The 22,785-nt window shown below is 64.4% G+C and carries 24 protein-coding genes; 16 read left to right on the plus strand and 8 right to left on the minus strand.

All coding sequences use genetic code 11. The features are described 5' to 3' along the window. Nucleotides 1-16: 16 nt before the first annotated feature. Entirely contained in the window at nt 17-979 is a 963-nt protein-coding gene (gene tesB, locus XalbCFBP2523_RS07205; RefSeq protein WP_407070971.1) for an acyl-CoA thioesterase II, read from the plus strand. A gap of 10 nt (nt 980-989) precedes the next feature. Beyond that, nucleotides 990-1,481 (plus strand): putative signal transducing protein, encoded by a 492-nt coding sequence (locus XalbCFBP2523_RS07210; protein WP_045765445.1) that lies wholly within the window; start codon nt 990-992, stop codon nt 1,479-1,481. Nucleotides 1,482-1,649: 168 nt separating this feature from the next. Here XalbCFBP2523_RS07210 and XalbCFBP2523_RS07215 read toward each other — a convergent pair whose 3' ends face one another. Further along, nucleotides 1,650-2,192: an EF-hand domain-containing protein gene (locus XalbCFBP2523_RS07215; RefSeq protein ID WP_012915437.1), complete on the minus strand. Its 543-nt coding sequence runs from the start codon at nt 2,190-2,192 to the stop codon at nt 1,650-1,652. Between the two features lie 187 nt (nt 2,193-2,379). On the opposite strand from XalbCFBP2523_RS07215, the gene XalbCFBP2523_RS07220 reads away from it, so the two are divergent. Both XalbCFBP2523_RS07220 and XalbCFBP2523_RS07225 read left to right on the plus strand, forming a co-directional pair. Further along, nucleotides 2,380-3,141: an arginyltransferase gene (locus XalbCFBP2523_RS07220; protein WP_012915436.1), complete on the plus strand. Its 762-nt coding sequence runs from the start codon at nt 2,380-2,382 to the stop codon at nt 3,139-3,141. 45 nt (nt 3,142-3,186) lie between these two features. Further along, entirely contained in the window at nt 3,187-4,413 is a 1,227-nt protein-coding gene (locus XalbCFBP2523_RS07225; protein ID WP_080928056.1) for an endonuclease/exonuclease/phosphatase family protein, read from the plus strand. 108 nt (nt 4,414-4,521) lie between these two features. On the opposite strand, the gene purT is transcribed toward XalbCFBP2523_RS07225, so the two are convergent. Then, nucleotides 4,522-5,709 (minus strand): formate-dependent phosphoribosylglycinamide formyltransferase, encoded by a 1,188-nt coding sequence (gene purT, locus XalbCFBP2523_RS07230; protein WP_045765444.1) that lies wholly within the window; start codon nt 5,707-5,709, stop codon nt 4,522-4,524. Nucleotides 5,710-5,965: 256 nt separating this feature from the next. Between purT and XalbCFBP2523_RS07235 the strand changes: the two genes are divergently transcribed. From XalbCFBP2523_RS07235 to XalbCFBP2523_RS07255, 5 genes are all read left to right on the plus strand, one after another. Continuing rightward, nucleotides 5,966-7,117: an aromatic ring-hydroxylating oxygenase subunit alpha gene (locus XalbCFBP2523_RS07235; protein WP_045765443.1), complete on the plus strand. Its 1,152-nt coding sequence runs from the start codon at nt 5,966-5,968 to the stop codon at nt 7,115-7,117. Continuing rightward, complete coding sequence (locus XalbCFBP2523_RS07240; protein WP_045765442.1) at nt 7,107-7,733, plus strand: DapH/DapD/GlmU-related protein; 627 nt, start codon at nt 7,107-7,109, stop codon at nt 7,731-7,733. Before XalbCFBP2523_RS07235 ends, XalbCFBP2523_RS07240 begins: the two co-directional genes overlap by 11 nt. Nucleotides 7,734-7,918: 185 nt before the next feature. Further along, nucleotides 7,919-8,791 (plus strand): SPFH domain-containing protein, encoded by an 873-nt coding sequence (locus tag XalbCFBP2523_RS07245; protein ID WP_045765441.1) that lies wholly within the window; start codon nt 7,919-7,921, stop codon nt 8,789-8,791. A 135-nt stretch (nt 8,792-8,926) separates the two neighbouring features. Next, nucleotides 8,927-9,514, plus strand: coding sequence for a hypothetical protein (locus tag XalbCFBP2523_RS07250; protein WP_104629928.1), 588 nt, complete (start codon nt 8,927-8,929; stop codon nt 9,512-9,514). Nucleotides 9,515-9,615: 101 nt separating this feature from the next. Further along, complete coding sequence (locus tag XalbCFBP2523_RS07255) at nt 9,616-10,428, plus strand: M15 family metallopeptidase (protein WP_045756752.1); 813 nt, start codon at nt 9,616-9,618, stop codon at nt 10,426-10,428. 407 nt (nt 10,429-10,835) lie between these two features. On the opposite strand, the gene XalbCFBP2523_RS07260 is transcribed toward XalbCFBP2523_RS07255, so the two are convergent. From XalbCFBP2523_RS07260 to XalbCFBP2523_RS07275, 4 genes are all read right to left on the minus strand, one after another. Further along, complete coding sequence (locus tag XalbCFBP2523_RS07260) at nt 10,836-11,207, minus strand: DUF423 domain-containing protein (protein WP_045760506.1); 372 nt, start codon at nt 11,205-11,207, stop codon at nt 10,836-10,838. A gap of 105 nt (nt 11,208-11,312) precedes the next feature. Further along, nucleotides 11,313-12,497, minus strand: a complete 1,185-nt coding sequence (locus XalbCFBP2523_RS07265) for a polyketide cyclase (RefSeq protein WP_012915427.1) — start codon at nt 12,495-12,497, stop codon at nt 11,313-11,315. Nucleotides 12,498-12,889: 392 nt separating this feature from the next. Further along, nucleotides 12,890-13,531 carry a response regulator gene (locus tag XalbCFBP2523_RS07270; RefSeq protein ID WP_012915426.1) on the minus strand — a complete coding sequence of 214 codons (642 nt, stop codon included), beginning with the start codon at nt 13,529-13,531 and terminating at the stop codon, nt 12,890-12,892. Next, on the minus strand, nt 13,531-14,730 hold the full coding sequence (locus XalbCFBP2523_RS07275; protein WP_045765439.1) for a sensor histidine kinase: 1,200 nt from the start codon (nt 14,728-14,730) through the stop codon (nt 13,531-13,533). The genes XalbCFBP2523_RS07270 and XalbCFBP2523_RS07275 overlap by 1 nt, the downstream gene beginning before the upstream one ends. Before the next feature lie 141 nt (nt 14,731-14,871). Between XalbCFBP2523_RS07275 and XalbCFBP2523_RS07280 the strand changes: the two genes are divergently transcribed. From XalbCFBP2523_RS07280 to XalbCFBP2523_RS07300, 5 genes are all read left to right on the plus strand, one after another. Next, entirely contained in the window at nt 14,872-15,465 is a 594-nt protein-coding gene (locus XalbCFBP2523_RS07280; protein ID WP_012915424.1) for a GNAT family N-acetyltransferase, read from the plus strand. A gap of 2 nt (nt 15,466-15,467) precedes the next feature. After that, on the plus strand, nt 15,468-16,211 hold the full coding sequence (minC, locus tag XalbCFBP2523_RS07285; RefSeq protein ID WP_045765438.1) for a septum site-determining protein MinC: 744 nt from the start codon (nt 15,468-15,470) through the stop codon (nt 16,209-16,211). 36 nt (nt 16,212-16,247) lie between these two features. Next, nucleotides 16,248-17,057 (plus strand): septum site-determining protein MinD, encoded by an 810-nt coding sequence (gene minD, locus XalbCFBP2523_RS07290; protein WP_012915422.1) that lies wholly within the window; start codon nt 16,248-16,250, stop codon nt 17,055-17,057. A 2-nt stretch (nt 17,058-17,059) separates the two neighbouring features. Beyond that, on the plus strand, nt 17,060-17,317 hold the full coding sequence (gene minE / locus XalbCFBP2523_RS07295; protein ID WP_012915421.1) for a cell division topological specificity factor MinE: 258 nt from the start codon (nt 17,060-17,062) through the stop codon (nt 17,315-17,317). A gap of 133 nt (nt 17,318-17,450) precedes the next feature. Continuing rightward, nucleotides 17,451-17,948, plus strand: a complete 498-nt coding sequence (locus tag XalbCFBP2523_RS07300) for a hypothetical protein (RefSeq protein WP_045765437.1) — start codon at nt 17,451-17,453, stop codon at nt 17,946-17,948. Nucleotides 17,949-17,962: 14 nt separating this feature from the next. Here XalbCFBP2523_RS07300 and XalbCFBP2523_RS07305 read toward each other — a convergent pair whose 3' ends face one another. After that, entirely contained in the window at nt 17,963-19,252 is a 1,290-nt protein-coding gene (locus XalbCFBP2523_RS07305; RefSeq protein WP_045765436.1) for a sensor histidine kinase, read from the minus strand. Beyond that, nucleotides 19,242-19,943, minus strand: a complete 702-nt coding sequence (locus XalbCFBP2523_RS07310) for a response regulator transcription factor (RefSeq protein ID WP_012915418.1) — start codon at nt 19,941-19,943, stop codon at nt 19,242-19,244. Before XalbCFBP2523_RS07310 ends, XalbCFBP2523_RS07305 begins: the two co-directional genes overlap by 11 nt. A 315-nt stretch (nt 19,944-20,258) precedes the next feature. Here XalbCFBP2523_RS07310 and XalbCFBP2523_RS07315 point away from each other — a divergent pair, with 315 nt between their 5' ends. Then, nucleotides 20,259-21,044 carry a phosphatase PAP2 family protein gene (locus XalbCFBP2523_RS07315; protein WP_045765435.1) on the plus strand — a complete coding sequence of 262 codons (786 nt, stop codon included), beginning with the start codon at nt 20,259-20,261 and terminating at the stop codon, nt 21,042-21,044. Next, entirely contained in the window at nt 21,041-22,699 is a 1,659-nt protein-coding gene (locus tag XalbCFBP2523_RS07320; protein ID WP_045765434.1) for a phosphoethanolamine transferase, read from the plus strand. Before XalbCFBP2523_RS07315 ends, XalbCFBP2523_RS07320 begins: the two co-directional genes overlap by 4 nt. Nucleotides 22,700-22,785 lie beyond the last annotated feature (86 nt).

The following is a 22,785-nucleotide window of genomic DNA, read 5'->3' on the forward strand; positions in this document are numbered from 1 at the left end:
CCGGCCAGGCGGGCCGATGCGGACCACCCGGTATAATGGCCACCATTCCTTGCCCAGGCCCGGTTTCTTGTACAGCAAGCCCACCCCTGTCGTCTCCGAACTGATCGACCTGTTGTCGCTGGAGCGGCTGGAGGACAACCTGTTCCGCGGCCAGAGCCGCGACATCGGCACCAAATATGTGTTCGGCGGCCAGGTCCTCGGCCAGGCACTCACGGCGGCGCAGGCCACGGTGGAGAACGGCCGCCACGCGCATTCGCTGCATGCCTATTTCCTGCGTGCAGGCGATATCGAGCACCCAATCGTCTACGACGTGGACCGCACCCGCGACGGCGGCAGCTTCTCGGTGCGCCGGGTCAGCGCGATCCAGTACGGCAAGGTCATCTTCTTCTGCGCCGCCTCGTTCCAGGAACACGAAGACAGCGCTACCCACCAGTTGAAAATGCCCGAAGTGCCACAGCCGGAGGACATCGAGCCAACTCCGGCCGCACAGCCAGAAGTGCTGGCGACGCTTCCGATCAAGGTGCAGCGCTGGCTCGCGCGCGGTGGCCCGTTCGAATTCCGCCATGTGTACCCGCGCGACGAACTGAATCCGCCCAAGCGCCCGCCGTTTCAGCAGATGTGGCTGCGCCTGAGCGAACCGGTCGGCGACGCACCGGAACTGCATCAGGCGCTGCTCGCCTACGCCTCCGATTTCCACCTGCTCGGCACCGCCACCTTCCCGCACGGCATCAGCTACTACACGCCGAACGTACAAATGGCCTCGCTGGATCACGCGTTGTGGTTCCACCGACCGTTTCGGGCCGACGACTGGCTGCTGTATGCATTGGACAGCCCCAGCGCGCAGTCCGCGCGGGGTCTGGCACGCGGGCAATTCTTCACTCGCGACGGCACCCTGGTCGCCAGCACCGCGCAAGAGGGCCTGATTCGCGTGGTATCGGACACCGACGCTGCGGCGCAGGTGCCGACGGCCAAGCGCTGAGGCAACGACGATGCGACAGATCTTCAGCAGCCAACGCGTGGAAACCGCCGAAGGCGTGGCCACGCTGCTACGCGAAGCGGGCATCGAGGTCCGGCTGAGCAACGGCCGTTCCTACCGCAGCCGCCACAGCGGCCAGTTCAGCTACCTCGACCCAGTCGCCACGCAGGCGCAACCCACCGTATGGGTGGTGCATGCCAACGACCAACCACACGCACGCGAACTGCTACGCGCGGCGGGCTTACTCGACAGCACCCGCCGCGACACCGAGCAGAACCGTCCTTATCTGAGCGAGTTTCAGTCGCAGGCCGCTCCGGACAACCGCAAGCGCTGGGCCTGGCGCATCCGTCTGGCGCTGCTGGCGGCGATCGGTGCTGTGGCGCTGGTGACCGCCCTGCATCACCGCAATCCCCCGTCGCCAACCTTCAACGCCGCGCCAGTGCAACACGCCCCCGACAACGACACCGTTCGCGTGCGTCTACAGCCAGCGCCACGCGGCAAATAATCGTCCAACGCCGCTCGGCGTACGCGACGTCAGCGCAATTTTGCGGCGACGCATGGTCTGCGTCTGCGCCGCGCATGTTCCAATACAAGCGCCCCCGCGCCGTAAGGCACGGGGGCGTTATCGATCATCGCCTTGTCGCGATGAAACACAAACCACGCCGAACAAACGTCAGCGCGTGACAGTCGCCGGCATCGACACATCCGCGCGTTGCGCCCCATGTCTGGCGTGCGCCGCATCGAATTCGGCGCGGCTGAGCATGCCGTCCCTGTTGGTATCGGCGGCGGTGAACCAGGCATCGCGATGTTGCTCGGCGCGCAGTTGGAAATCGGCACGGTCGACGAAGCCATCCTTGTTGACGTCCATCTTGTCGAAACGCGCGGCGAATACCGGATCGGCCTGCGCCTCGGCACGACTGATCCGTCCATCCTGATTGGTATCCAGCTTGGTCAGCAGCGCCCGCAGACGGTCGTGGTGGCCGTGCCGTGGCAACTCGTCGGGGCTGAGCCTGCCATCGTGGTTCTTGTCCAGCGTGTCGAAATGCGCGGCCAGGCGCGGATTGGCGGCGGCCTCGTTGCGGTCGATGACGCCGTCGCCGTTCGTATCGAGCCCGGCGAAACCGCCAGCCTCGACCGACGGGGGGGTGGCGGCATACGCGGCACCGGACAGCGCGACGAGCACGGCCAGGGCAAGCAGCGGATTACGGTAATTCATGGGACACTCCCTGAGGATGATAAGGAATCTGCCGGGATGGCAGTGGTCGGTGCGCGTGGTCGGCTCGCGATGCGAACCGGCGCAACGACACCGTCCTCGTAGACAACGCCCGGCTCCCATCACGGTTGACCTGCAGCGGCACACATTCATCCGATGGACAGCCGTGGCGAAGCGCTATGCTCGACGCATGGCCATCCACTCCGACGCCAGCGGTGATCTGCAACTGTTCCAGACCGGCCAGCACGCATGCGGCTACTGGCCCGAGCGGCAGGCCCGCGACCTCGTGCTGGACCCTTACGACCGACGTCTGGATACGCTTTACCCGCTCGCGCTGAGCTGGGGCTTTCGTCGCTCGGGCGATCTGGTCTACCGCCCGCATTGCCAACACTGTCGCGCTTGCGTGGCGGTCCGTGTCCCCATCGAAGACTTCGTACCCGATCGCAGCCAACGCCGCTGCCTTGCACGCAACGCCGACCTGGACATGCGCCTGGTTGCCGCCGAACGCACCGAAGAACACTTGGCGCTGTACCAGGACTACCTGCGCGCCCGCCATCCCGGTGGCGGCATGGACGACCACAGCGCACACGAGTTCGACCAATTCCTGATCGGCAGCTGGTCGCATGGGCGCTTCCTGGAACTGCGGCAACGCCCGGTGGACGGGGGCCACGGGCCGCTGCTGGCGGTGGCGGTCACCGACATCACCACGCAAGCCTTGTCGGCGGTGTACACCTTCTACGCGCCAGACGCCCCCGAGCGCAGCCTGGGCACGCTGGCGATCCTGCAACAAATCGCCTGGGCCAAACGCGCGGGGCTGCGCTATCTGTACCTGGGCTACTGGATCCGCGGCCATCGGAAAATGGACTACAAACGCTGCTTCCGCCCGCTACAGGCCTACGACGGCCACCATTGGCGCGCCTTCGACGAGTTCGTGCAGCATCTGCGGGATTAGCCGCGCGCCATGCTGCGGACATGCGACGCATGCGACACTGCATGGATGACGCCACGCCTCTTGCTGATTGCCCTAACCATGCTGTGCGGCGCCTGCGCAACCACCACATCCACTGCGATGAGCGACCCCGCCGCGTCCGCCTCGGCACATCTGCGCCTGGCCACCTACAACACCTCGCTCAACTCCGACGTCTCCGGCGGTCTGATCGCTTCACTGCAAGGCGACAGCGCGCAGGCGCGCAAGATCGCCGCGGTGCTGCAACAGGTACGCCCGGATCTGGTGCTGCTCAACGAATTCGACTACGACGACGCGCACCGCGCCGCCGATCTGTTCGAGCAACGCTATCTGGCCGCCCCCCAACCACACGGCGGCAGCGCCTTGCACTACGCCTATCGCTACCTCGCGCCGGTGAACACCGGCGTACCCAGCGGCCTGGATCTGGATAACGACGGCCATGTCGGCGGCGAAGGCCGCGCACGCGGCAACGACGCCTGGGGCTACGGCCTGCATCCCGGCCAATACGGCATGTTGCTGCTGTCCAGGTATCCGATCGACACCGCGGCAGTACGCAGCTTTCGATTATTGAAGTGGAGCGCGATGCCCGGCGCACTGCGCCCGGTCGATCCGGCCAGCGGCCACTTCTTCCATCGCGACGCGGTCTGGACGCAACTGCGGCTATCGTCCAAATCGCACTGGGACGTCCCGGTCCGCACGCCACTGGGGGTGATCCATGCGCTGGTGGCGCACCCCACCCCACCCGTGTTCGATGGCGCGGAGAAACGCAATGCCGCACGCAACCACGACGAACTGCGGCTGTGGCCCGAATATCTCGACGATGCCGGCACCGGCAAGGCGAACTGGCTATGCGACGACGCCGGCCGCTGCGGCGGCCTGGCCACCGATGCACATTTCGTGATCCTTGGCGACCTCAACAACGATCCGATCGACGGCGACGGTCGCCACGATGCCATCGTCGCCCTGATCGCGCATCCGCGCGTGCTGCAATACCCGCCCCCGCACAGTGCCGGCGGCGAGGAGACCACGCGTACCTACGCCGCCAAAGGCATCACGCATCGCGGCCCGCCGCAACAGGTCACCGGGGATTTCGGGCCGAAGGCCGGCACCTTGCACCTGGACTACGTGCTGCCATCGCGGAATTTTCGCTATCTGGACAGCGGCGTGTTCTGGCCGACATCCGATCAGCCGAGCGCAGCAATCGCCGACGGCAGCGACCACCATCTGGTCTGGGTCGATGTCGCTGCGGTCCCGTAAACGAGCACCCGACGCGATCCTGCAACCACGGCAGCCAGCTCGCCCCTCGCCCCGGCCCTGATCCAAGCGCCAAGGCCACGTCGCGCACACGCCCCGCGCAGGCGCGGCTCAAGCGCGCAATTGGATGTGCAGCGCCGCCGCCGCATCCCGTGCGATCTGCCGCGCCTGCGCGATGTCGGCACCACGCGCCAGAGTCACGCCCACGCGGCGGTGACCGTGCACGCTCGGCTTGCCGAACAGGCGCAACGCGGTGTCAGCAACCTGGAGTGCCGCCTCGACATTGCCGAACAAGGGAACGCCATCGCCGTGCGCCAGCAGCGCGCACGAAGCCGACGGCCCGTGCTGGCGGATCGTCGGAATCGGCAGGCCGAGAATCGCACGCGCATGCAGCGCGAATTCGCTCAGCTCCTGCGATATCAGCGTGACCAGGCCGGTATCGTGCGGGCGCGGCGACACCTCGCTGAACCAGACATGGTCGCCCTTGACGAACAATTCCACGCCAAACAGACCCCAGCCGCCAAGTGCGTCGGTGACCGCGTGCGCGATCTCCTGCGCGCGCTGCAGGGCCAGCGCCGACATCGGTTGCGGTTGCCAACTCTCGCGGTAATCGCCATCCTGCTGCCAATGCCCGATTGGATCGCAGAACGTCGTGCCGCCAGCGTGACGCACGGTCAACAGGGTGATTTCATAGTCGAAGTCGATAAAGCCCTCCACGATGCAGCGACCGGCGCCGGCACGGCCGCCGGTCTGCGCGTACTCCCACGCCGCCTCGATCTCGGCCTCGCTGCGCAGTGTGCTCTGGCCCTTGCCCGAGGACGACATCACCGGCTTGACCACGCACGGCAGGCCCACCGCGGCGATCGCCGCGCGGTACTGTTCGGGCGTATCGACGAAGCGGTACGGCGAGGTCGGCAAGTGCAGCGTTTCGGCGGCCAGGCGACGGATGCCTTCGCGGTCCATGGTCAGTCGCGCCGCGCGTGCCGTGGGGATCACCCGCTGGCCATGGTCGCGCTCCAGCGCCACCAGCGTCTCGGTGTGGATCGCCTCGATCTCCGGCACGATCAGGTGCGGACACTCGCGCGCAATCAGATCTTGCAACGCCATCGGATCGAGCATGTCGATCACGTGGCTGCGGTGCGCGACCTGCATCGCCGGCGCATCGGCGTAGCGGTCCACCGCAATCACCTCCACCCCGAAGCGCTGCAGTTCGATCGCCACTTCCTTGCCCAGTTCGCCCGAACCAAGCAGCAACACGCGGGTGGCAGAAGCGGACAACGGGGTTCCCAGAGTGACCATAGACAACGGTACCTGCACGAAGAGGGGGCGCCATTCTACGTCCCGGCGCGGCGGCCCTGCCGAAGGCGGTTCGCGGCAGCCGATGCACACCAACGGAATGCTATCGGAATGCTATCTTCTGTACCGACCTTAGGGACGCCGCCATGACACACCGCACTGCCGGGCATCGCCACGCGCGCAGCATCCGCTCGTCCCGACGTGTACCCCGCCGCTTACGCGGACCAGCGATCGCGCAACCGACGCACCGGAGCCGTGCATGTACTCGCTGATGCCGGCTGCGGCCTACATCGACGAAACCTGGTTCGCACGCGAGCGCGAACGCCTGATGACCCCGCTGTGGCAGTTCGTGGCCCCACGCATGCTGCTGAACAAGCCCAACGCCTTCGTCCGACGCACGGTGTGCGGGGTGGATGTCGTCGTGCAGAACATCGATGGCGAACTGCGGGCGTTCGACAACGTGTGCCTGCATCGGCAAAAACCCTTGCAGGAACAAGCACAGGGCGTACGACCGCTGGTCTGCGGCTATCACGGCTGGCGCTACGGTGCCGATGGCGGCGTGGAGCACATCCCCTTCCACGACGAAGCCTACCGATTGCCGCCCGATGCGCGCGCCTGCCTGCGGCTGCGTCGCTTCGCCCTGGCCTGCATCGGCAACCTGGTGTTCGTGAACGTATCCGCCACACCGCTGCCGCTGGAGTCGCAGTTCTCGCTGTCGGCACTGGACATGCTGCGGGCGGCATCGGAACAGTTCGACGAGGAAGTGCTGGTCGCGACCTTCCAGGCACATTGCAACTGGAAACTCGCTTACGAAAACCTGCGCGATGCACTGCACCCGCGCTTCGTGCATGCACGCACACTGGCGCAACAAGTGAAGTTTCAGGTGCAGATGGACGCGACCGGCATCGCCGAGGCGCGTCGCTATCATGCTGAAGGCAGCGCCTCGCCGGAGCAGCACATGGCGCGCTTGCGCGGGTTCAGCGGCGGTGGCCTCAACGAACCGCTGCTCGCGCTGCCGCACTACGCCTGGCACGACAACGTCGAACGCTTCGGCAGCGACGACTGGTATCTGAACTGGCTGTTGTATCCGAACCTGCATATCGCATCGGGATCCGGTGGTTACTCCTTCATCATCGAGCACCACCAGCCGGTGTCCGCACAACGCACCGAGCTGATCGTTTACTACGTCACCGCACGCAAGAAGGGCCGCTACCCCGGTTCCGACGCGGTGCTGCTGGGACATCTGCATGGCGCAGAAAAAGTATTGCGCGAGGACATCGACGTAATGGAGCAGGTGCAATCGGGACTACGCGCGGACACGCCACGCGCCGTGCTGGGCGACTACGATCACATCAACATGCAGGTCGAACGTTGGTACATGGATGTCATGGAGGGACGGCATGTCCTGTGAAAAGTACGTGATCGGCAGCGGTGGGTTGCTGCGCTGGGCGCTCGCGGCATGGGCCGAGGCGGCCCCGGACACCGTGCTGCACCCGGTGGACATCGCGCAAGGCAAGGACTACCGCTTCGACCTGGATGCCCTGTACACCCTACATGGCAGCGGTGCCACCGCTTTCGTCGCCTGGGACGCGCAGTTCCTCAATCTCCGCCGTCAGGAACTGATGGGCGAACTCAAGGCACGCAGCTTCAAGATGCCACCGCTGATCTGCCGTGGCGCGCACCTTGCCGCCAGCGCCAGGATCGGCGAAAACGGCATGATCGGCGCCGGCGCGATCGTCGGCCCGCACTGCGACATCGGCTTCAATAGCTGGATCGGCACGGCGGCGGTGCTGGAACACGGCGTCAAAGTCGGTAACGGCGCGTGGATCGATGCGGGCGCATTCGTCGGCGCCGACGCCAGCATCGGCAGCCACGCGACCCTGGGACGGCAGGTCGCCATCGCCGCAGGCGTGCGCGTGGGCAAGCGCTGTATTGTCGAGACACCCGGCACCTACCGCGGCGATATCGCCGCCGGCACCCATTATCTGGCCAGCTTCGCCACGCCGGTGCAGATCTTCAACGGCTAGTGCGTCCGCGTCGGCGGCACGCTGTCGCAGCAAGCGTGCGCCGTGTGCAATCACCAGAGGCACATGGCGCCGAGGCTTCCATGGGCACGCTCACCCAGCAAACAACATCGCCATATACTGATATCAAAACGCTATCTTTCCAGAAGGCGCAACGCGCGCCAAGCTCACCCACAAGGACGCCAACCATGAAAGAGCAGCCCCGTTCCTCCCTACCCGGCATCCCGATGATCGCAGGCATCGTCGCGGTGTTACTGATGAGCGCCGGCACGCTCGTCGCGACAGCCGCACTGCGGCCATCCGCCATGCCGCTCACCTTGCTGTGCATCCTGCCGATCCTAAGCATCGGCGTGTTCCTGTTGGCCGGCCTGTACACCCTGGAACCAAATCAGGCCGCCGTGCTGAGCCTGTTCGGCAAGTACATCGGCACCGTCAAAGACGCCGGTCTGCGCTGGAACACGCCCTTCTACAACAAACGCAAGATCAGCCAACGCGCGCGCAATTTCGAAAGCGGCCGGCTCAAGGTCAACGAACTGGACGGCAGCCCGATCGAAATCGGTGCGGTGATCGTGTGGCAGGTGATGGACGCCGCCGAAGCGGTCTACAACGTCGACGACTACGAGCGTTTCGTACACATCCAATCCGAGGCGGCGCTGCGTGCGATGGCCACCAGCTATCCCTACGATCAGCACGAAGACGGGCAGATCTCGCTGCGCAGCCATCCCAACGAAATCAGCGAGCAGCTCAAGCGTCACCTCGACGAGCGCCTGACCCAGGCTGGGGTGGACGTGATCGAAGCGCGCATCAGCCACCTTGCCTACGCACCGGAAATCGCCCATGCGATGCTGCAACGACAGCAGGCCAACGCGGTGATCGCCGCACGCACCCGCATCGTCGCCGGGGCGGTGGGCATGGTCGAGATGGCGCTGGCCGAATTGCATAAAAACGGCGTGGTGGAACTGGACACCGAACGCAAAGCGCACATGGTCAGTAACCTGCTGACTGTGCTGTGTTCGGATCGCGGTACCCAGCCGATCGTCAACACCGGTTCGCTGTACTGACGCACCGATGGCGATGCATGCTGCGTTCGCACCATTGGCATTGGCACTCTCCGGCGTGCCTGCCCTGGTCCTTGCCGCCTGGGTCGGTGGCACCGCATGGGGCCACGCCTTATCCGCCACATCCGGAGCATCGCGATGAACCAGCATTTGTCTCCCGTGCAGGAACGATGCTATCCCGTCATCCCACCGCACCCGCTCGGTCTGGTGGTGTGGCTGTGGCTGCCGCTGTTCGCCGTAACCGCAATCACCAGCGTGGCCGCACTGCATGAACAGCATCCCGCCACCATCCTGCCTTGCATCGGCCTGGTGGCGCTGATCGGGGTCGGCGCCAGCATCGCCTTCACCCAACGACGCGTGCATCTACGCGGCAACGTGCTGCAGGTGCGCGCGACCTTCCTCAGCCGACGCGTCCCGGTCGCGTCCATGCGTCCGAACGATGCACGCATCATCGCGCTATCCGAACACAACGGATTCAAACCCACCTTCAAGACACTGGGCTTCGGCTATCCCGGTTTCCACGCCGGCTACTACCGGACTCGCGACAGCCATAAAGCGTTCTGCCTGATCACCGCCGACCGTATACTGGCCATCCCACTGCAAGACGGACGCTGGCTGCTACTCAGCGTCGAACAACCACGGCAACTGCTGCAGGATCTACAAGCCGCTGCGACAGCGCAAGCCAGCGTCAATGGGGCAAGCAACAGTCGCCACGTGTGCCGCTGAGTGCGCCACGGCAACCGCGACGACCGACAACACCGAACCATCGGCACCCCATCCCCGCGCGCCAACTGGCCCTGCGCACGACTTGGCTCTACTCTGTGCCGATGCGCGCCATGCCTCCCCTATTGCTCAACACCGACGCCATCGAACTGCTGCCGGCCGCGCTGCTGCGCGCGCGCGGCAACGCCGATGCGCGCCAGCTCGCACAGGCGATCTGGCTGCTGCGACGCAAGCGCGACGGTCGCTATCTGGCGACGGCAACCGCACATGGGCTACGGGCGCTGGTGCCACGATTGATGCACGAGCCAGGCATCGAAGCGGCACTGGACCGTCTCGATGCGCTGCCCGCACACTACAAGCGGATACCAACCGATACCGCATGGCTGCCGCTGACCGCGCTGCAACAGCGTCTGGCCGGACTTGGCCTGAAGGCCGAGGACTATGCCCAGCGCACCGGGCTGACACTGCAACCGGAACCGAGCAGCCTGCACGCCGCTGGCCGCGACCGCTATGCGCGACCACTCTGGCTGAGCGCGGGTGCCGCACGCGCGTGGCGGGCGCTGCGCCACGCCGCCACACGCGATGGCGTCGTGCTGGAGGCGATTTCCGGCTACCGCAGTCACGACTACCAACTCGGCATCTTCGCGCGCAAGGCCGCACGTGGACTGAGTCTGGCGCAGATCCTCGCGGTCAACGCCGCTCCCGGTTTCAGCGAACACCACAGCGGCCATGCGCTGGACATCGGCACACCGGGCGAACCGCCGGCAGAGGAAAGCTTCGAACGCACCCACGCCTTCGCCTGGCTGCGCACGCACGCCAGCAGCTTCGGCTACCGAATGAGTTATCCGCGCGATAATCCGCATGGCATCGTCTACGAACCCTGGCATTGGTGCTGGCAGGACACCTCATCAGCCTGAGCGACCGCACGGCACGTGCGCGACGCAACGGACACTGACGGCAGTCGCACCGCACCATGGCTGGCCCGCCATACCGCCGCGCCAATGGCACGACCGCTAATTCCGCACGTTGCCAGACAACGGCAAGCGCGGACACTCAACACGTTGCGCCGCCCCTCCAAATCGCCGACGACACCGACCCGGCTGGCGCACCTCGCCGAGGAATGACCACAACACCACTGCGGCACTCTCAGCGCAGTGCGCGACAGCTTCCAGCACCACCGTGACTTGCAGCAAGCGCGGCACTTCACATTCTCGCAACGGTCACGGTTGAACCACGAGCTGCTGCTCGCAGGCGCTCCGCCACAGCAGTGATCGCACCACGTTCCTCAGGCAAGCACCGACGCCATGCCACGGTCCGGGACACCTCAGCGCCGCAATGCATCCATCGCCCACAGCAGCCAGCCCAACATCAGGGTGACGCCACCGATTGGTGCCAGCCGCGTCGGCCATTGCGCCAGTGCATTGCCGGCCAGACTACCCGAGAACAGCAAGGTTCCCAGCAGCAACAGGCATAACGCGACATGCGCAAGCATCCGTTCGTTGCGGCGGCCAAGCGCCGCCAACGCCAGCCCATGACCGAAGGCATACAACGCCGCCGTCTGCAGATGCGATTGCGCCAGCGGCACAAGGGCCGCATGTGCGGCGTAAGCGGACAGGCCGATGGCAACGGCTGCCAACAGCGCGCCGATGCTGGATAGCCAGGATGGCCCACGCGAGCGGCGATCGAAAGTCAGCATTTACATTCTCCTCCGGGGTAGAGCAACCATTTGCAACACCCCATAAACAGAACGCGCCGCAAGATGCGGCGCGTTCCGGGTTCACTCATTGCATCCGTTCAGGACTTACTTGATCGCCCAATAGATGTCGTAACTGCCATCCGGCGTAAACGCCTTATCAACGCCACCCTTCCAGGCTTCGTATGGACGGTCGGTCACCTCGTAACCGCTGGTCGCGGCCCAGGCACGGACCGCATTACGCGCCGTATCCAGACCGGCCATGTGGCCGACATAGCTGGCGAACGCCGAGCGGTGCGCTTCGGTGCGCGTATAGGTCACCGGAGCCCCCTGCGGGATGGTCACCTTCAGCGGCTCGCCTACCGCGGCGACCGGGGTCGCATCGACCGGCGCAGCCGGCGCGTCGTCTTTCTTCGCGTCGTCTTTCTTTTTATCTCCAGACTTCTTGTCTTCGGACTTGTCGGACTTGGCCGCGCCGCCAGCACGCTTGCGCACCGGTTGGGCAACGTCAAAGGCGTACTTGTCGGAACCGAAATCGGTGGTGACGATGCGCAACGGACCCGCCGCTTCCAGGCCATTGGCCTCCATCACGCGCTTGATCCACTCCTGGTTGTCCTTGATCGACTTCTTGATGGAGTCGTTATCGCGGTCGATGTTGCCCGCGTTGACCACCAGCAGATCCTCGGCGGGAACGTCGACGACCTTAAGATCCGTCAGAGGAGTATCTTCGGACCGGTAGTCCACGTTCGGCACGCTGGCCAGGACGTTGGTCAGACGCGACAGACCCAGCTTGATATCGTCACCGACGTGACGACTCACGTACAGACCGGCGTAACGGCCCAGCAGGTCCCAGCCGTAACGCACCGAGTAGTCCTGGGTAATCTTCACGTTACGGCCGTTCTTGCCGGTCGATTCCAGCTTGAAGGTCGTGGTCTTGTCCTTGCCCTTGGTCTCGTCTTCGATGGCGATGACGACGTCCTTATCCTTCTCGGTCGAGGTGATGACCCAGCTTCCCTTGCCGATGTACCCCTCCTTGGAGGTGTAATCCAGACGCGCACCGACGCCCGCTTCCGGGCCGGAAAGCTTCAGATCGACGTGGGGGTCACGCAGCACCAGAGGATTCCAGTCCTTGAACCGCCGCAGACTGTTCAAGGTGTCATAGACAATGGTCATGCGCCGATTGGTCTCGACGCTTTCGGACATGTGACGCTCCGAAGGCAACACCAAGCCAAGGATAACAAACAGGCCAGCCACGATCCCCAGGGCGATCAGGAATTCGATAATACGGGTCATTCAGCAGGTCTCCGGGGCCGATCCCACGGCCGGGTTGATGAAGCGAAGCCCTTATCCTAGCAGGCTTCGCTCCCCCCGTGGTCAGCCCATCACGGAATGACACGCCATCCACTGCCACTGCCGCCCCGGCGCTCGCACGCAGCGGCACGCATGGCACTGGCACGCACGACCAGACCATTGCAACCGACACAGCGCCGGACAGTGACGCGCAACGGCACGTAAGCCAACGTCTGACAACGTGGCCGCATGACGCAGTACCAACAAGACCACCGCTCCCGCGACAGACCAATCCACTGAGCAAGGACTGAAGGCGGCAGCGTGAACACACCCTGCCGCCCCACCTGAACCCCGCATATCGGCACCGGACGGAGCGATCGCGCCGCAGGATCTGCTCAGACCAACTGCAACTCGAACGCTTTCAGCACAGCCCGAGTGCGATCGCGCACGCCGAGCTTGGAGAGAATGTTGGAGACATGGTTTTTGATCGTTCCCTCGGCCACGCCCAACGAGTTGGCGATCTCCTTGTTGGAAAATCCGCTGGCCATCAACCGCAGGATCTCGGTCTCACGGTCGGTCAGTGGATCCGGACGATCCAGGCTGACGAAATCGTTGCGCATTTGCTCCAAGCCAGACAGCAGGCGCTGGGTCACCACCGGCTGCACCAACGATCCGCCCGCGGCCACGGTGCGGATCGCGCCGACCAGCTGCTCCAGAGATACATCCTTGAGCAGGTAGCCCTTGGCACCGGCCTTCAGCCCAGCCAGCACCAACTGATCGTCGTCAAAGGTGGTCAAAATGATGGTCGGCGGCAGCGCCGCGGCGCGCGACAGCAACTGCAACGCCTCCAGCCCGGACATCGCCGGCATCCGCATATCCATCAGCACCACATCGGGACTGACCTGCGGAATCAGATCCACCGCCTGGCGACCGTCGCAAGCCTCGGCCACAACCTCAATGCCGCCATCGAGGGCTAGCAGCGAGCGAATGCCCTGCCGTACAAGAGTTTGGTCATCAACCAGACACACACGAATCATCACAGCACTCCAGGGAGAACGACGGGCAACAGCAGCGCGAGCGTGACACCCACAGGAACCACGGCACGCAAGCGGAAACCCGCGCCCGACGACGCCTCGATCTCCAGGTCACCGCCGCACTGGCTCAAGCGCTCGCGCATGCCGCGCAAGCCGTTGCCGGGCAGCAAAGTCTGGCAACCACGTCCGTCGTCGCAGGCCTGGATCACCACCTGCGGACCATCGCGACTCACACGGATCCACAGGTTTTTGGCCCACGCGTGACGTACCGCATTGGTGATGATCTCCTGGGTACAACGCAACAAAACGTGCGCGCGCTCGGGATCCTCCACCGTCAGCGGCTCTTCCACGTGCAGGTGAATCTGTAGGTCCGGCACCCGCTCAGCCAACGGCCGCAAGGCTGCGGCCAGATCGATCGCACCGCTGTCGCGCAGTTGACTGACCGCCTCGCGCACGTCAGTCAACAACAGCTTGGCCAGGGTGTGCGCCTGCTGTACATGCTCCTGGGCACGCCCCTCGGTGATATGGCCGGCCACCTCCAGGTTCAGGCTCAGCGCGGTCAGGTGGTGCCCGAGCAGGTCGTGTAGTTCGCGGGAGATGCGGGTGCGCTCGTTGACCCGGGCGCTTTCGGCCAGCAGCGCGCGGGTCGCGCGCAGTTCGGCGTTGAGCTGACGCTGCTGCTCACGCGCCTCGGTCTGCTGCCGCGCGACCAGGCCAGTGACAAAAATGAACACACAAAAACCACCGTACAACAACGACTGCATCAGCGAGTCGAACAGCGGGAACTGCATGATCAGGTGGTACACCGGCAACACCGCCAACTGACTCAGCAACAGCCAGACCACGCCGATCCGCGTCGGCAGCATCCACGGGATCACCCCGGCGGTGACCATCATCATGATGCTGCCCAGGCCGGAACCATTGAAGTAGCTCACGGCGAGCGCGAAGCCGGTCAACAGCAGCAGGATCAACCGGTCGTACCAGCGGCTGTACCCGCCGCTGCTCAGCCCACGGGTAAGCCAGAAATAGCTGATCCCAAACCCGAGGTAAGCTGCGAACACCCAGTGGACCTCGTGACCGGCCGGCTGGACCCCGTCTTCGATCGGCACCAGATAACTGTAGACCAGCGGCATGGCGATGATGGCCCAAGTGAACAGGCCGGCATAGCGCAGGACGCGGGTATGACTGAGGTTTCCCAACATTTCCGCATCTTAGGAATGAACGGGGCACATTGCACTCCCACGGAAGTCATGCCCTCGCGGCTCGCCGCATCGGTTCGCGCGTGCGATACTCACGCGCCGGCAACCTGCACTGGCCGCCCGCGTATCCGCAACGGAGTCCCAATGTCGATCGTCATCCGCGACGTGCGCGAGCACGAGCTCGATTCCGTCCTGGCCCTGAACAACAACGCCGGACTGGCGATTCTGCCGTTGGATTCGACCAAACTGCGTCACTTCTACGACACTGCCGAATACTTCCGCATCGCCGAGCGCGACGGCAATCTAGCCGGTTTTCTGGTCGGTTTCGGCAGCGATAGCGACCACGACAGCAGCAATTTCGCTTGGTTCCGCGAACGCTATCCACAATTTTTCTATATCGACCGCATCGTGGTGGCCAGTCGCCGCCGCGGTGGCGGCGTCGGTCGTGCGTTCTATGCCGACGTACAGAGCTACGCCGAATTGCGCTACCCGCAATTAGCGTGCGAGGTTTTCCTCGACCACGGCGCCGATGCGGCGCTGCTATTCCATGGCAGCTTCGGTTTCCGCGAAGTCGGCCAAAACACCATGAACGAAGTGGAGGTGCGTACAAGCATGCTGTTGAAGGAGCTTTGCAGCTACACCTGGGTCCGCGAGACCTACGGCGAAACGCTGCCCGAACTGCCCTGGGCCGGCCACGCTCATCGCCTGCAGCGGGCACAACGCCCGACAGGAAGCTGAGCGTGTCGTCGGTAAATCCGGATTTCGAGCAGGCCGGCGAACTCAAGATCGGCCAGGTTGGCATCGCTAACCTGCGCGTGCGCACGTTGGACGTGGCACGGCTAAGCCAGGAAATGCGCGAACGCGTGCAGCGCGCGCCCAAACTCTTCGGCCACGCCGCCGTCATCATCGATTTCGGCGGGCTGGCGCAGCCGCCGGACGTCGCCACCGCGCAAGCCCTGCTGGACGGGCTGCGCGAGGCCGGTGTGTTGCCGGTGGCGCTGGCCTACGGCACCCGCGAGATCGAAACGCTATCGGAGGCGCTAAGCCTGCCGCTGCTGGCCAAGTTCCGTGCGCAATACGAGCGCATCGATGGCGGTCCGCCGACCGCAGCCGCAGCGCCGGTCTCGCCGCCGCCCGCACCGGTAGCGCGACCACAACCAGGACGCATGCAGAAGACGGCCGTGCGTTCAGGCCAGCAACTCTATGCGGAGAATTGCGACCTAACCGTGATGGCGACGGTCGGCGCGGGCGCCGAAGTGATCTCCGACGGCAGCATCCACATCTATGGCAGCCTGCGCGGCCGCGCGCTGGCCGGCGCACAGGGCAACACCGACGCGCGGATCTTCTGCCGCGATTTCCGCGCCGAACTGGTCGCCATTGCGGGCAATTACAAGGTACTGGACGATGTTCCAAAGGAACTGCGCGGCAAAGCCGTGCAGATCTGGCTGGAGCAGGACGAAATCAAAATTGCCGCGCAAGATTGACGCGGCCCTACAACGAACATATCAGGAGACATTCCTTTGGCTGAAATTATCGTAGTCACCTCCGGCAAGGGCGGCGTCGGCAAGACCACCACCAGCGCAAGCCTGGCGTGCGGCTTGGCGCGGCGTGGCAAGAAAGTCGCCGTGATCGACTTCGACGTGGGCTTGCGCAACCTCGACCTGATCATGGGCTGCGAGCGTCGCGTGGTGTACGACTTCGTCAACGTGGTACACAACGAGGCCACGCTGAAGCAGGCGCTGATCAAGGACAAGCGCTTCGACAACTTGTTCGTACTGGCGGCTTCGCAAACCCGCGACAAGGATGCGCTGACCCAAGATGGCGTGGAGAAGGTGCTCAAGGACCTGGCTGCCGACGGCTTCGACTACATCGTCTGCGACTCGCCCGCCGGCATCGAGAAAGGCGCGTTCTTGGCGATGTATTTCGCCGACCGCGCGGTGGTGGTGGTCAATCCGGAAGTGTCGTCGGTGCGCGACTCCGACCGCATCCTCGGCCTGCTCGACTCCAAGACCCACAAGGCCGAGAACGGCAAGAGCCTGCCTGCGTTCCTGCTGTTGACCCGCTACAGCCCGGCACGGGTGGAAGGCGGGGAAATGCTCAGCATCACCGATGTGCAGGAAGTCCTCGGATTGAAGGCGATCGGCGTGATCCCCGAATCCGGCGACGTGCTCAACGCCTCCAACAAGGGCGAACCAGTGATCCTGGATGGCGAGTCCCCGGCTGGACAGGCCTACGACGATGCGGTCGCGCGGATTCTCGGCGAAGAACGTCCGATGCGTTTCATCTCTGTGGAGAAGAAGGGCTTCTTCAACAAGCTGTTCGGAGGGTGAGCATGGGACTACTCGATTTCCTCAAGGCCAAAAAGAACACCGCCGAGACCGCGAAGAACCGCCTACAGATCATCATCGCCCAGGAACGCAATCAGCGCGGCGGCCCGGACTATCTGCCGCTGTTGCAACGCGAGTTGCTGGAAGTGATCAAGAAATACGTGAACATCGACGCCGACGCGGTCAAAGTGGATCTGGTCAAAGACGGCGAACACGATGTCCTCGACATTTCCGTGGCCTTGCCGGAAGGGCCGACGCCCTGATCGGCACTGCGGCCGCGGCCATGTACACAGTCGCGGCACCGCGCGCAGCCTGCGTCTGCCGCGAGAGATGCTCCCTCTGCATCCGCGCTCCACGCCTGGCTTTCATACGTCCTTTTCTGCACGTCCACCGCCAATGCAGACCGATACCGCCATGGCCATCTCCAGCACCGAAGTCCTGACGGTCGGCGCAATCGGTTTGGAAGCCCCGCGCGCACTGCTGGCCCGCTACGCACTGGCACTGCAACATGTCCCCGACGGCGCCGCCATTCCCGGCAGTTATTGGGGCGAACCGGAAGCCGGCGTGATCGCCAGCAACGTGTACGTACGCGACGACACACCGGTGCATTCGTTGCTGCACGAGGCCTGCCATTTGATCGTGCTATCGCCGCAACGCCGCGCACAAGTGCATACCGACGCCACCGACTCGGTGGAAGAAGAGGACGCCGCCTGCTATCTGCAGATCATTCTGGCCGACGCACTGCCCGGTGTCGGCCGCGCGCGGCTGATGGCGGACATGGATGCCTGGGGCTACAACTACCGGCTCGGCTCCACACAAGCCTGGTTCGAACAGGATGCCGAGGAAGCACGCATCTGGCTAACGCAGCGCGGACTGCTGCCCCCACAAGCCTGAGCGCGCCGCTCCGGTTACGACGTACGGGACTTCAAGGCGCTGCTGAGATCCAGGGTCGCGCGCGTGCCGGTGCCGGCCAGCGAATCCAGGTGCAACGCCCAGCCCAGGTGTTCGCACAGGCGCGCGATCAGATCCAGGCCGATACCGCTGCCTTCACGGCTACCGCCACGAGCCATGCGCATGTAGATCTTGCTGATCTCTTCCGGGGTCATACCATGGCCGGGGTCGTCGATGCAGACCACACCAGGCGCCAGCATCGCAATCTGGATCTGGCCTTGGTCGCTATTCTCGATCGCATTGCGCAGCAAGTTGCCGATCGCCACCTGCACGATTGCCAGCGGAATCAGCACCTCGCACGGCGGCAATGGCGCCAGCAACAGTTCCAGGCGCTTATCGGCGCAGAGGTGACGGTGGTCGTCGACAATGTCCGGCAACAACTGATCCAGGCGCACCAAATCGTTGCCGCGTGCCAGCCGCGCCGGATCCTTGGCCAGCATCAGCAGCAGCGAGATCAACTGACCAACGCCGCTGGCGGTCCGGCGAATACGTAGCAACTGGTTGCGCACGCCCGGAGGGACGTCGTGCTGTTCCAGCGCCAGCTCGGCGGCGCCACCGATCACCGCTATCGGCGTGCGTAACTCGTGACTGGTGCTGTCGATAAAAGCACGCTCGCGCTCGACGAACAGGTCGTTGCGCGCGAGATAGTCGTTCAACGCATCGGCAATCACCACCTGCTCGGCGCTGGCGCGCGGATGCACGGCGATGCGCTGACCGGGGTGATCCGGACGCAGACGAGCGATGTGCTGCGCCATGTCGGTCAGCGGCTGCACCACACGGCCTATACCCCAGATCACCAGTCCGCCAAGCAGCAGGATGGCCAACGCATTGGACACCAGCATCCACAGTGCCAGATCGTTCTCGTGGTCGTGCAATTCGGTGATATCCAGCACCAGCGCCAAACGACGGCCACGTACGTCCCGCACCAACACCACCTTTTCGCCACCAGCAAGTTGCACCTCGTCGTGCAGACCCGGTCCTAGCGCAGCCACCGCCGGCGGCAATGGCGCGCCGCCGGCATTCCCGTACAGGCTCACAGTACGGGTGTCGATCCAGCGGTAATGCGGATCGACTGCGCTGCGCTCCAGGAAATACTCCAGCTCCAACGTCAGCAGCGAGCGCCAGGTCAGTTGCTCTGCCTGCGCGTTGACGATGTAGCCATGCACGAACACCGCCAACGAGAGCAGCGCCGCATACCCGATCAACCACAGAGTCAGACGATGTCGTAATCCCGCCCTAAGCGGCATGCTCATCTTCGTTGGATTCCACCACGGCCAGGCGGTAGCCGATACGCGGCAGGGTATGGATCAGCTTGGCCGCAAACGGGCCATCGACACTGCGGCGCAGATCGTAGATATGCGAGCGCAGCATGTCGCCGTCCGGCGGCTCATCGCCCCACAGTGCATGCTCCAGGCGATCGCGGGTGACCGCCGCCGGACTGGCCTGCATCAGCACTTCCAGCAGCTTGCGGCAGGCCGGATACAGATGCAGGATGCGCCCGCCGCGCGTCACTTCCAGCGTCGCCAGATCCAGTTGCAGATCGCCCACCCGCAACACCTTGCTGCGACCGCGGCCGTTGGCTCGTACCAGCAGCGCCTCCAGCCGCACCTCCAGTTCCGGCAACGCGAACGGCTTGGTCAGGTAATCGTCGGCGCCAGCGCGGAACCCAGCGATCTTGTCCGGCAATTCGTCGCGTGCGGTCAGCATAATCACCGGCAAGTTGGCCTGGTGCTCCTCGCGCAGCGCGCGCAGCACTTGCTGTCCGTCCAGGCGCGGCAGCATCCAGTCCAGAATCAGCGCGTCATACTGTTGCGTCGTCGCCAGATGCAGCCCGGTGACGCCGTCCGGTGCTGCATCCAAGGTATGTCCACGCGCTTCGAAGTAGTCGAATAAGTTCGCAACCAGATTTCGGTTGTCTTCTATCACCAACAGCCGCATTGGGGTGCTCGCATTCTGGAGTACAGAGTGCTCAATGCTAGCGGATCCGTGTCGGAACACCGTCAGAAAGGGCGGTTGTCGATCGAAAACTCTTAACCACGTGGCAGACCTCTCCGGCTCCATTTCGATATCCGGACTGCGCCGCACCAGCCCACCATCGACCCGACGCCCCTGAAGGATTCGGCCCGACGCTCCAACGCCCGGTGGCGCAACCGAAACTGAAACAGGACCTGTCCGACACTATTCCGACAAGTATCCGACACGCACAATCCGACCATGCCTTCACTCCGCCATCACCGGCCACGCTTGCCGCTCATGTCCAGCACGCCCCCGCATTTATCCGCCGCAACAGCACCCGACTGCGGCGCACTGCGGCACTTCTATCTGTGGCATGCGTTGGTCCCTCTGGCCCTGGTGCTGCTGATCAGTGCAGTGCTGATGGGCCTGGGCGGGGATTTCTGGATCGCCGACCTGATCTACCGCTGGGAAGGCTACCAATGGGCGTTGCGCGATGTCGCGCTGACCCGCAGCGTGATCCATCACGATGGCAAGCTGCTCAGTTGCGCGGCCTGGGCCATGACCGCCGTGCTGGCGCTGTGGTCCTGGCGCCATCCCGACCGCCGGCGCTACCGCTGGCCGCTGCTGTACCTGCTGCTGGCGGTGGGGCTAGGCACCGGCGTGGCCTCCCTGCTGAAGTCGCTGACCGACATGGATTGCCCCTGGGACCTGACCCGCTACGGCGGTGAACAGCTGTTTATCGGCCTGTTCGAACCGCGTCCTGCAAACATGCCGCGCGGGGTATGCTTCCCCGCCGGACACGCCAGCGCCGGTTACGCCTGGGTCGCACTGTACTTCGCCGCGCTGGCACTGAAGCCCTGCTGGCGCTGGCCGGCGCTGGCCCTGGGACTCGGCGCCGGACTGCTGTTCGGCATCGGTCAGCAACTGCGCGGAGCGCACTTCATGTCGCATGACCTGTGGACGCTGGCGCTGTGCTGGGGCGTGGCGCTGGTGTTGTACCGTGCATTGCTGTGGCCACGCACATCGCTGCCGCAACACGCCTGCCCCACCTCCTCAACCACTGCGGAAAAGCCCACTGCATGAGCGCGTCCTTTCCCCGGCACCACCCCACCCTCCGTTCCGGGCGTGGATGGGCCTGGCGCCCGCAACTGAGCAACGAAACGCTCGCGCTGGCGGCCAGCGCGTTCTTCGCCCTGGCCTGCAATGGCATGTTCTGGCGCAGTGCGATGAATAGCCACTCCGGCGACCTGAAGCTGGCAGTGTCGCTGTTCCTGCTGCTGCTGTCGGTGCATGGGCTACTCCTCGGCTTGCTGCTATGGCGCGGTATTGCCAAGCCGATACTGACCGTCTTGCTGATCACCACCGCGTTCGCCGCGCACTACATGAACAGCTACAGCGTCTATCTGGACGCGGACATGCTGCGCAACGTCCTGGCCACCGACCACAAAGAGTCGCGCGAACTGATGACGCCGGCGCTGATCGCGCCGCTGCTGTTCTATGCCGCGCTGCCGATCCTGGTGCTTTGGCGAGTCCGCTTGATACGGCGCTCCCCGGTCAAGGCACTGGCGATCCGCACCGGCTTCCTGCTAGGCATGCTGGCGCTGGGCGGCATCGGCGCGATGCTGTCGTTTCAGGATCTATCGGCGATGATGCGCAACCATCGCGAAATCCGCTATCTGGCCACCCCGATCAACTACTTGGTCGCGTTGCGACAGAACTTCAAGTCCGACAGCCCCACGCACAAGGCACCGAAACTGCCGCTAGAGCACGATGCCAAAGCCACCGCGCGTGCGCCCAGCAGCAAGCCGCGGCTGCTGGTGGTGGTGCTGGGCGAAACCGCGCGTGCGCAGAACTGGGGGCTCAACAGCTACGCCCGACAGACCACGCCCGAGCAAGCCAAGCTGGGGGTGATCAATTTCCCCGATATGCACTCGTGCGGCACCAGCACGGAGGTGTCGGTGCCGTGCATGTTCTCGCCGTTCGGCCGCCACGACTACAACGAGAGCACGATCCGGAAACACCAGTCGTTGCTGCACGTGCTCGAACACGCCGGCATCACCACCCTGTGGCGCGACAACCAGTCTGGCTGCAAAGGCGTGTGCGACGGGCTGGCAGTGCAGAGCATGGACGACGCCAAGGATCCGCAGCTATGCAAGGACGGACGCTGCATGGACGAGATCATGCTGAAAGACCTGGCCGCACAGGTGCGTGCCAAACCCGGCGACCGCGTGGTGGTGCTGCATCAGCTCGGCAGCCACGGCCCCAGCTATTTCGAGCGTTACCCAGCAACGTTCCGTCGCTTCACCCCGACCTGCGACACGGCCGACCTGGGCAACTGCAGCCGTGGCCTGATCGCTAACGCCTACGACAATTCGCTGCTGTATACCGACTATCTACTGGCACGCACCGTGGAGACGCTACAAGCGATGCCCGACTACGACACCGCGATGATCTATCTCTCCGACCACGGCGAATCGCTGGGCGAGAAAGGCCTGTATCTGCACGGGGTACCCTATGCGATCGCGCCGCAGGAGCAGACCCATGTGCCAATGGTGATGTGGTTTTCGCCGGGTTTCGCCAATGCGCGCGGCCTGGATATGGCCTGTCTGCAAGCCCGGTCGCGCCAGTACGCCGATCAAGACAACCTGTTCTCCTCGGTGCTGGGCCTGATGCAAGTCAAGACCTCGGTCTACGACCGCTCGCGCGACCTGTTCGCATCCTGCATCAAACCGCAGTAACCACTAGCGCGTTCGTGACCGACCACACGATCGCGCGATTCCCGGCGCCGCTATCGGGCGCACTGCGCACGCTCACCGCAACGCCG

It is taken from the genome of Xanthomonas albilineans, assembly GCF_002939705.1.
GTDB lineage: Bacteria > Pseudomonadota > Gammaproteobacteria > Xanthomonadales > Xanthomonadaceae > Xanthomonas_A > Xanthomonas_A albilineans.

What these genes read in the sequence shown, in the direction of transcription:
- XalbCFBP2523_RS07270 (WP_012915426.1), bottom strand. Translation starts at nt 13,531, where the DNA reads ATGATTCGTGTGTGTCTGGTTGATGACCAAACTCTTGTACGGCAGGGC.
- XalbCFBP2523_RS07280 (WP_012915424.1), top strand. Translation starts at nt 14,872, where the DNA reads ATGTCGATCGTCATCCGCGACGTGCGCGAGCACGAGCTCGATTCCGTC.
- XalbCFBP2523_RS07225 (WP_080928056.1), top strand. Translation starts at nt 3,187, where the DNA reads ATGACGCCACGCCTCTTGCTGATTGCCCTAACCATGCTGTGCGGCGCC.
- XalbCFBP2523_RS07240 (WP_045765442.1), top strand. Translation starts at nt 7,107, where the DNA reads ATGTCCTGTGAAAAGTACGTGATCGGCAGCGGTGGGTTGCTGCGCTGG.
- tesB (WP_407070971.1), top strand. Translation starts at nt 17, where the DNA reads ATGCGGACCACCCGGTATAATGGCCACCATTCCTTGCCCAGGCCCGGT.
- XalbCFBP2523_RS07320 (WP_045765434.1), top strand. Translation starts at nt 21,041, where the DNA reads ATGAGCGCGTCCTTTCCCCGGCACCACCCCACCCTCCGTTCCGGGCGT.
- minE (WP_012915421.1), top strand. Translation starts at nt 17,060, where the DNA reads ATGGGACTACTCGATTTCCTCAAGGCCAAAAAGAACACCGCCGAGACC.
- XalbCFBP2523_RS07255 (WP_045756752.1), top strand. Translation starts at nt 9,616, where the DNA reads ATGCGCGCCATGCCTCCCCTATTGCTCAACACCGACGCCATCGAACTG.
- XalbCFBP2523_RS07220 (WP_012915436.1), top strand. Translation starts at nt 2,380, where the DNA reads ATGGCCATCCACTCCGACGCCAGCGGTGATCTGCAACTGTTCCAGACC.
- purT (WP_045765444.1), bottom strand. Translation starts at nt 5,709, where the DNA reads ATGGTCACTCTGGGAACCCCGTTGTCCGCTTCTGCCACCCGCGTGTTG.
- XalbCFBP2523_RS07210 (WP_045765445.1), top strand. Translation starts at nt 990, where the DNA reads ATGCGACAGATCTTCAGCAGCCAACGCGTGGAAACCGCCGAAGGCGTG.
- XalbCFBP2523_RS07245 (WP_045765441.1), top strand. Translation starts at nt 7,919, where the DNA reads ATGAAAGAGCAGCCCCGTTCCTCCCTACCCGGCATCCCGATGATCGCA.
- XalbCFBP2523_RS07315 (WP_045765435.1), top strand. Translation starts at nt 20,259, where the DNA reads ATGTCCAGCACGCCCCCGCATTTATCCGCCGCAACAGCACCCGACTGC.
- XalbCFBP2523_RS07260 (WP_045760506.1), bottom strand. Translation starts at nt 11,207, where the DNA reads ATGCTGACTTTCGATCGCCGCTCGCGTGGGCCATCCTGGCTATCCAGC.
- XalbCFBP2523_RS07250 (WP_104629928.1), top strand. Translation starts at nt 8,927, where the DNA reads ATGAACCAGCATTTGTCTCCCGTGCAGGAACGATGCTATCCCGTCATC.
- XalbCFBP2523_RS07215 (WP_012915437.1), bottom strand. Translation starts at nt 2,192, where the DNA reads ATGAATTACCGTAATCCGCTGCTTGCCCTGGCCGTGCTCGTCGCGCTG.
- XalbCFBP2523_RS07235 (WP_045765443.1), top strand. Translation starts at nt 5,966, where the DNA reads ATGTACTCGCTGATGCCGGCTGCGGCCTACATCGACGAAACCTGGTTC.
- XalbCFBP2523_RS07275 (WP_045765439.1), bottom strand. Translation starts at nt 14,730, where the DNA reads ATGTTGGGAAACCTCAGTCATACCCGCGTCCTGCGCTATGCCGGCCTG.
- XalbCFBP2523_RS07300 (WP_045765437.1), top strand. Translation starts at nt 17,451, where the DNA reads ATGCAGACCGATACCGCCATGGCCATCTCCAGCACCGAAGTCCTGACG.
- XalbCFBP2523_RS07305 (WP_045765436.1), bottom strand. Translation starts at nt 19,252, where the DNA reads ATGCCGCTTAGGGCGGGATTACGACATCGTCTGACTCTGTGGTTGATC.
- XalbCFBP2523_RS07310 (WP_012915418.1), bottom strand. Translation starts at nt 19,943, where the DNA reads ATGCGGCTGTTGGTGATAGAAGACAACCGAAATCTGGTTGCGAACTTA.
- XalbCFBP2523_RS07265 (WP_012915427.1), bottom strand. Translation starts at nt 12,497, where the DNA reads ATGACCCGTATTATCGAATTCCTGATCGCCCTGGGGATCGTGGCTGGC.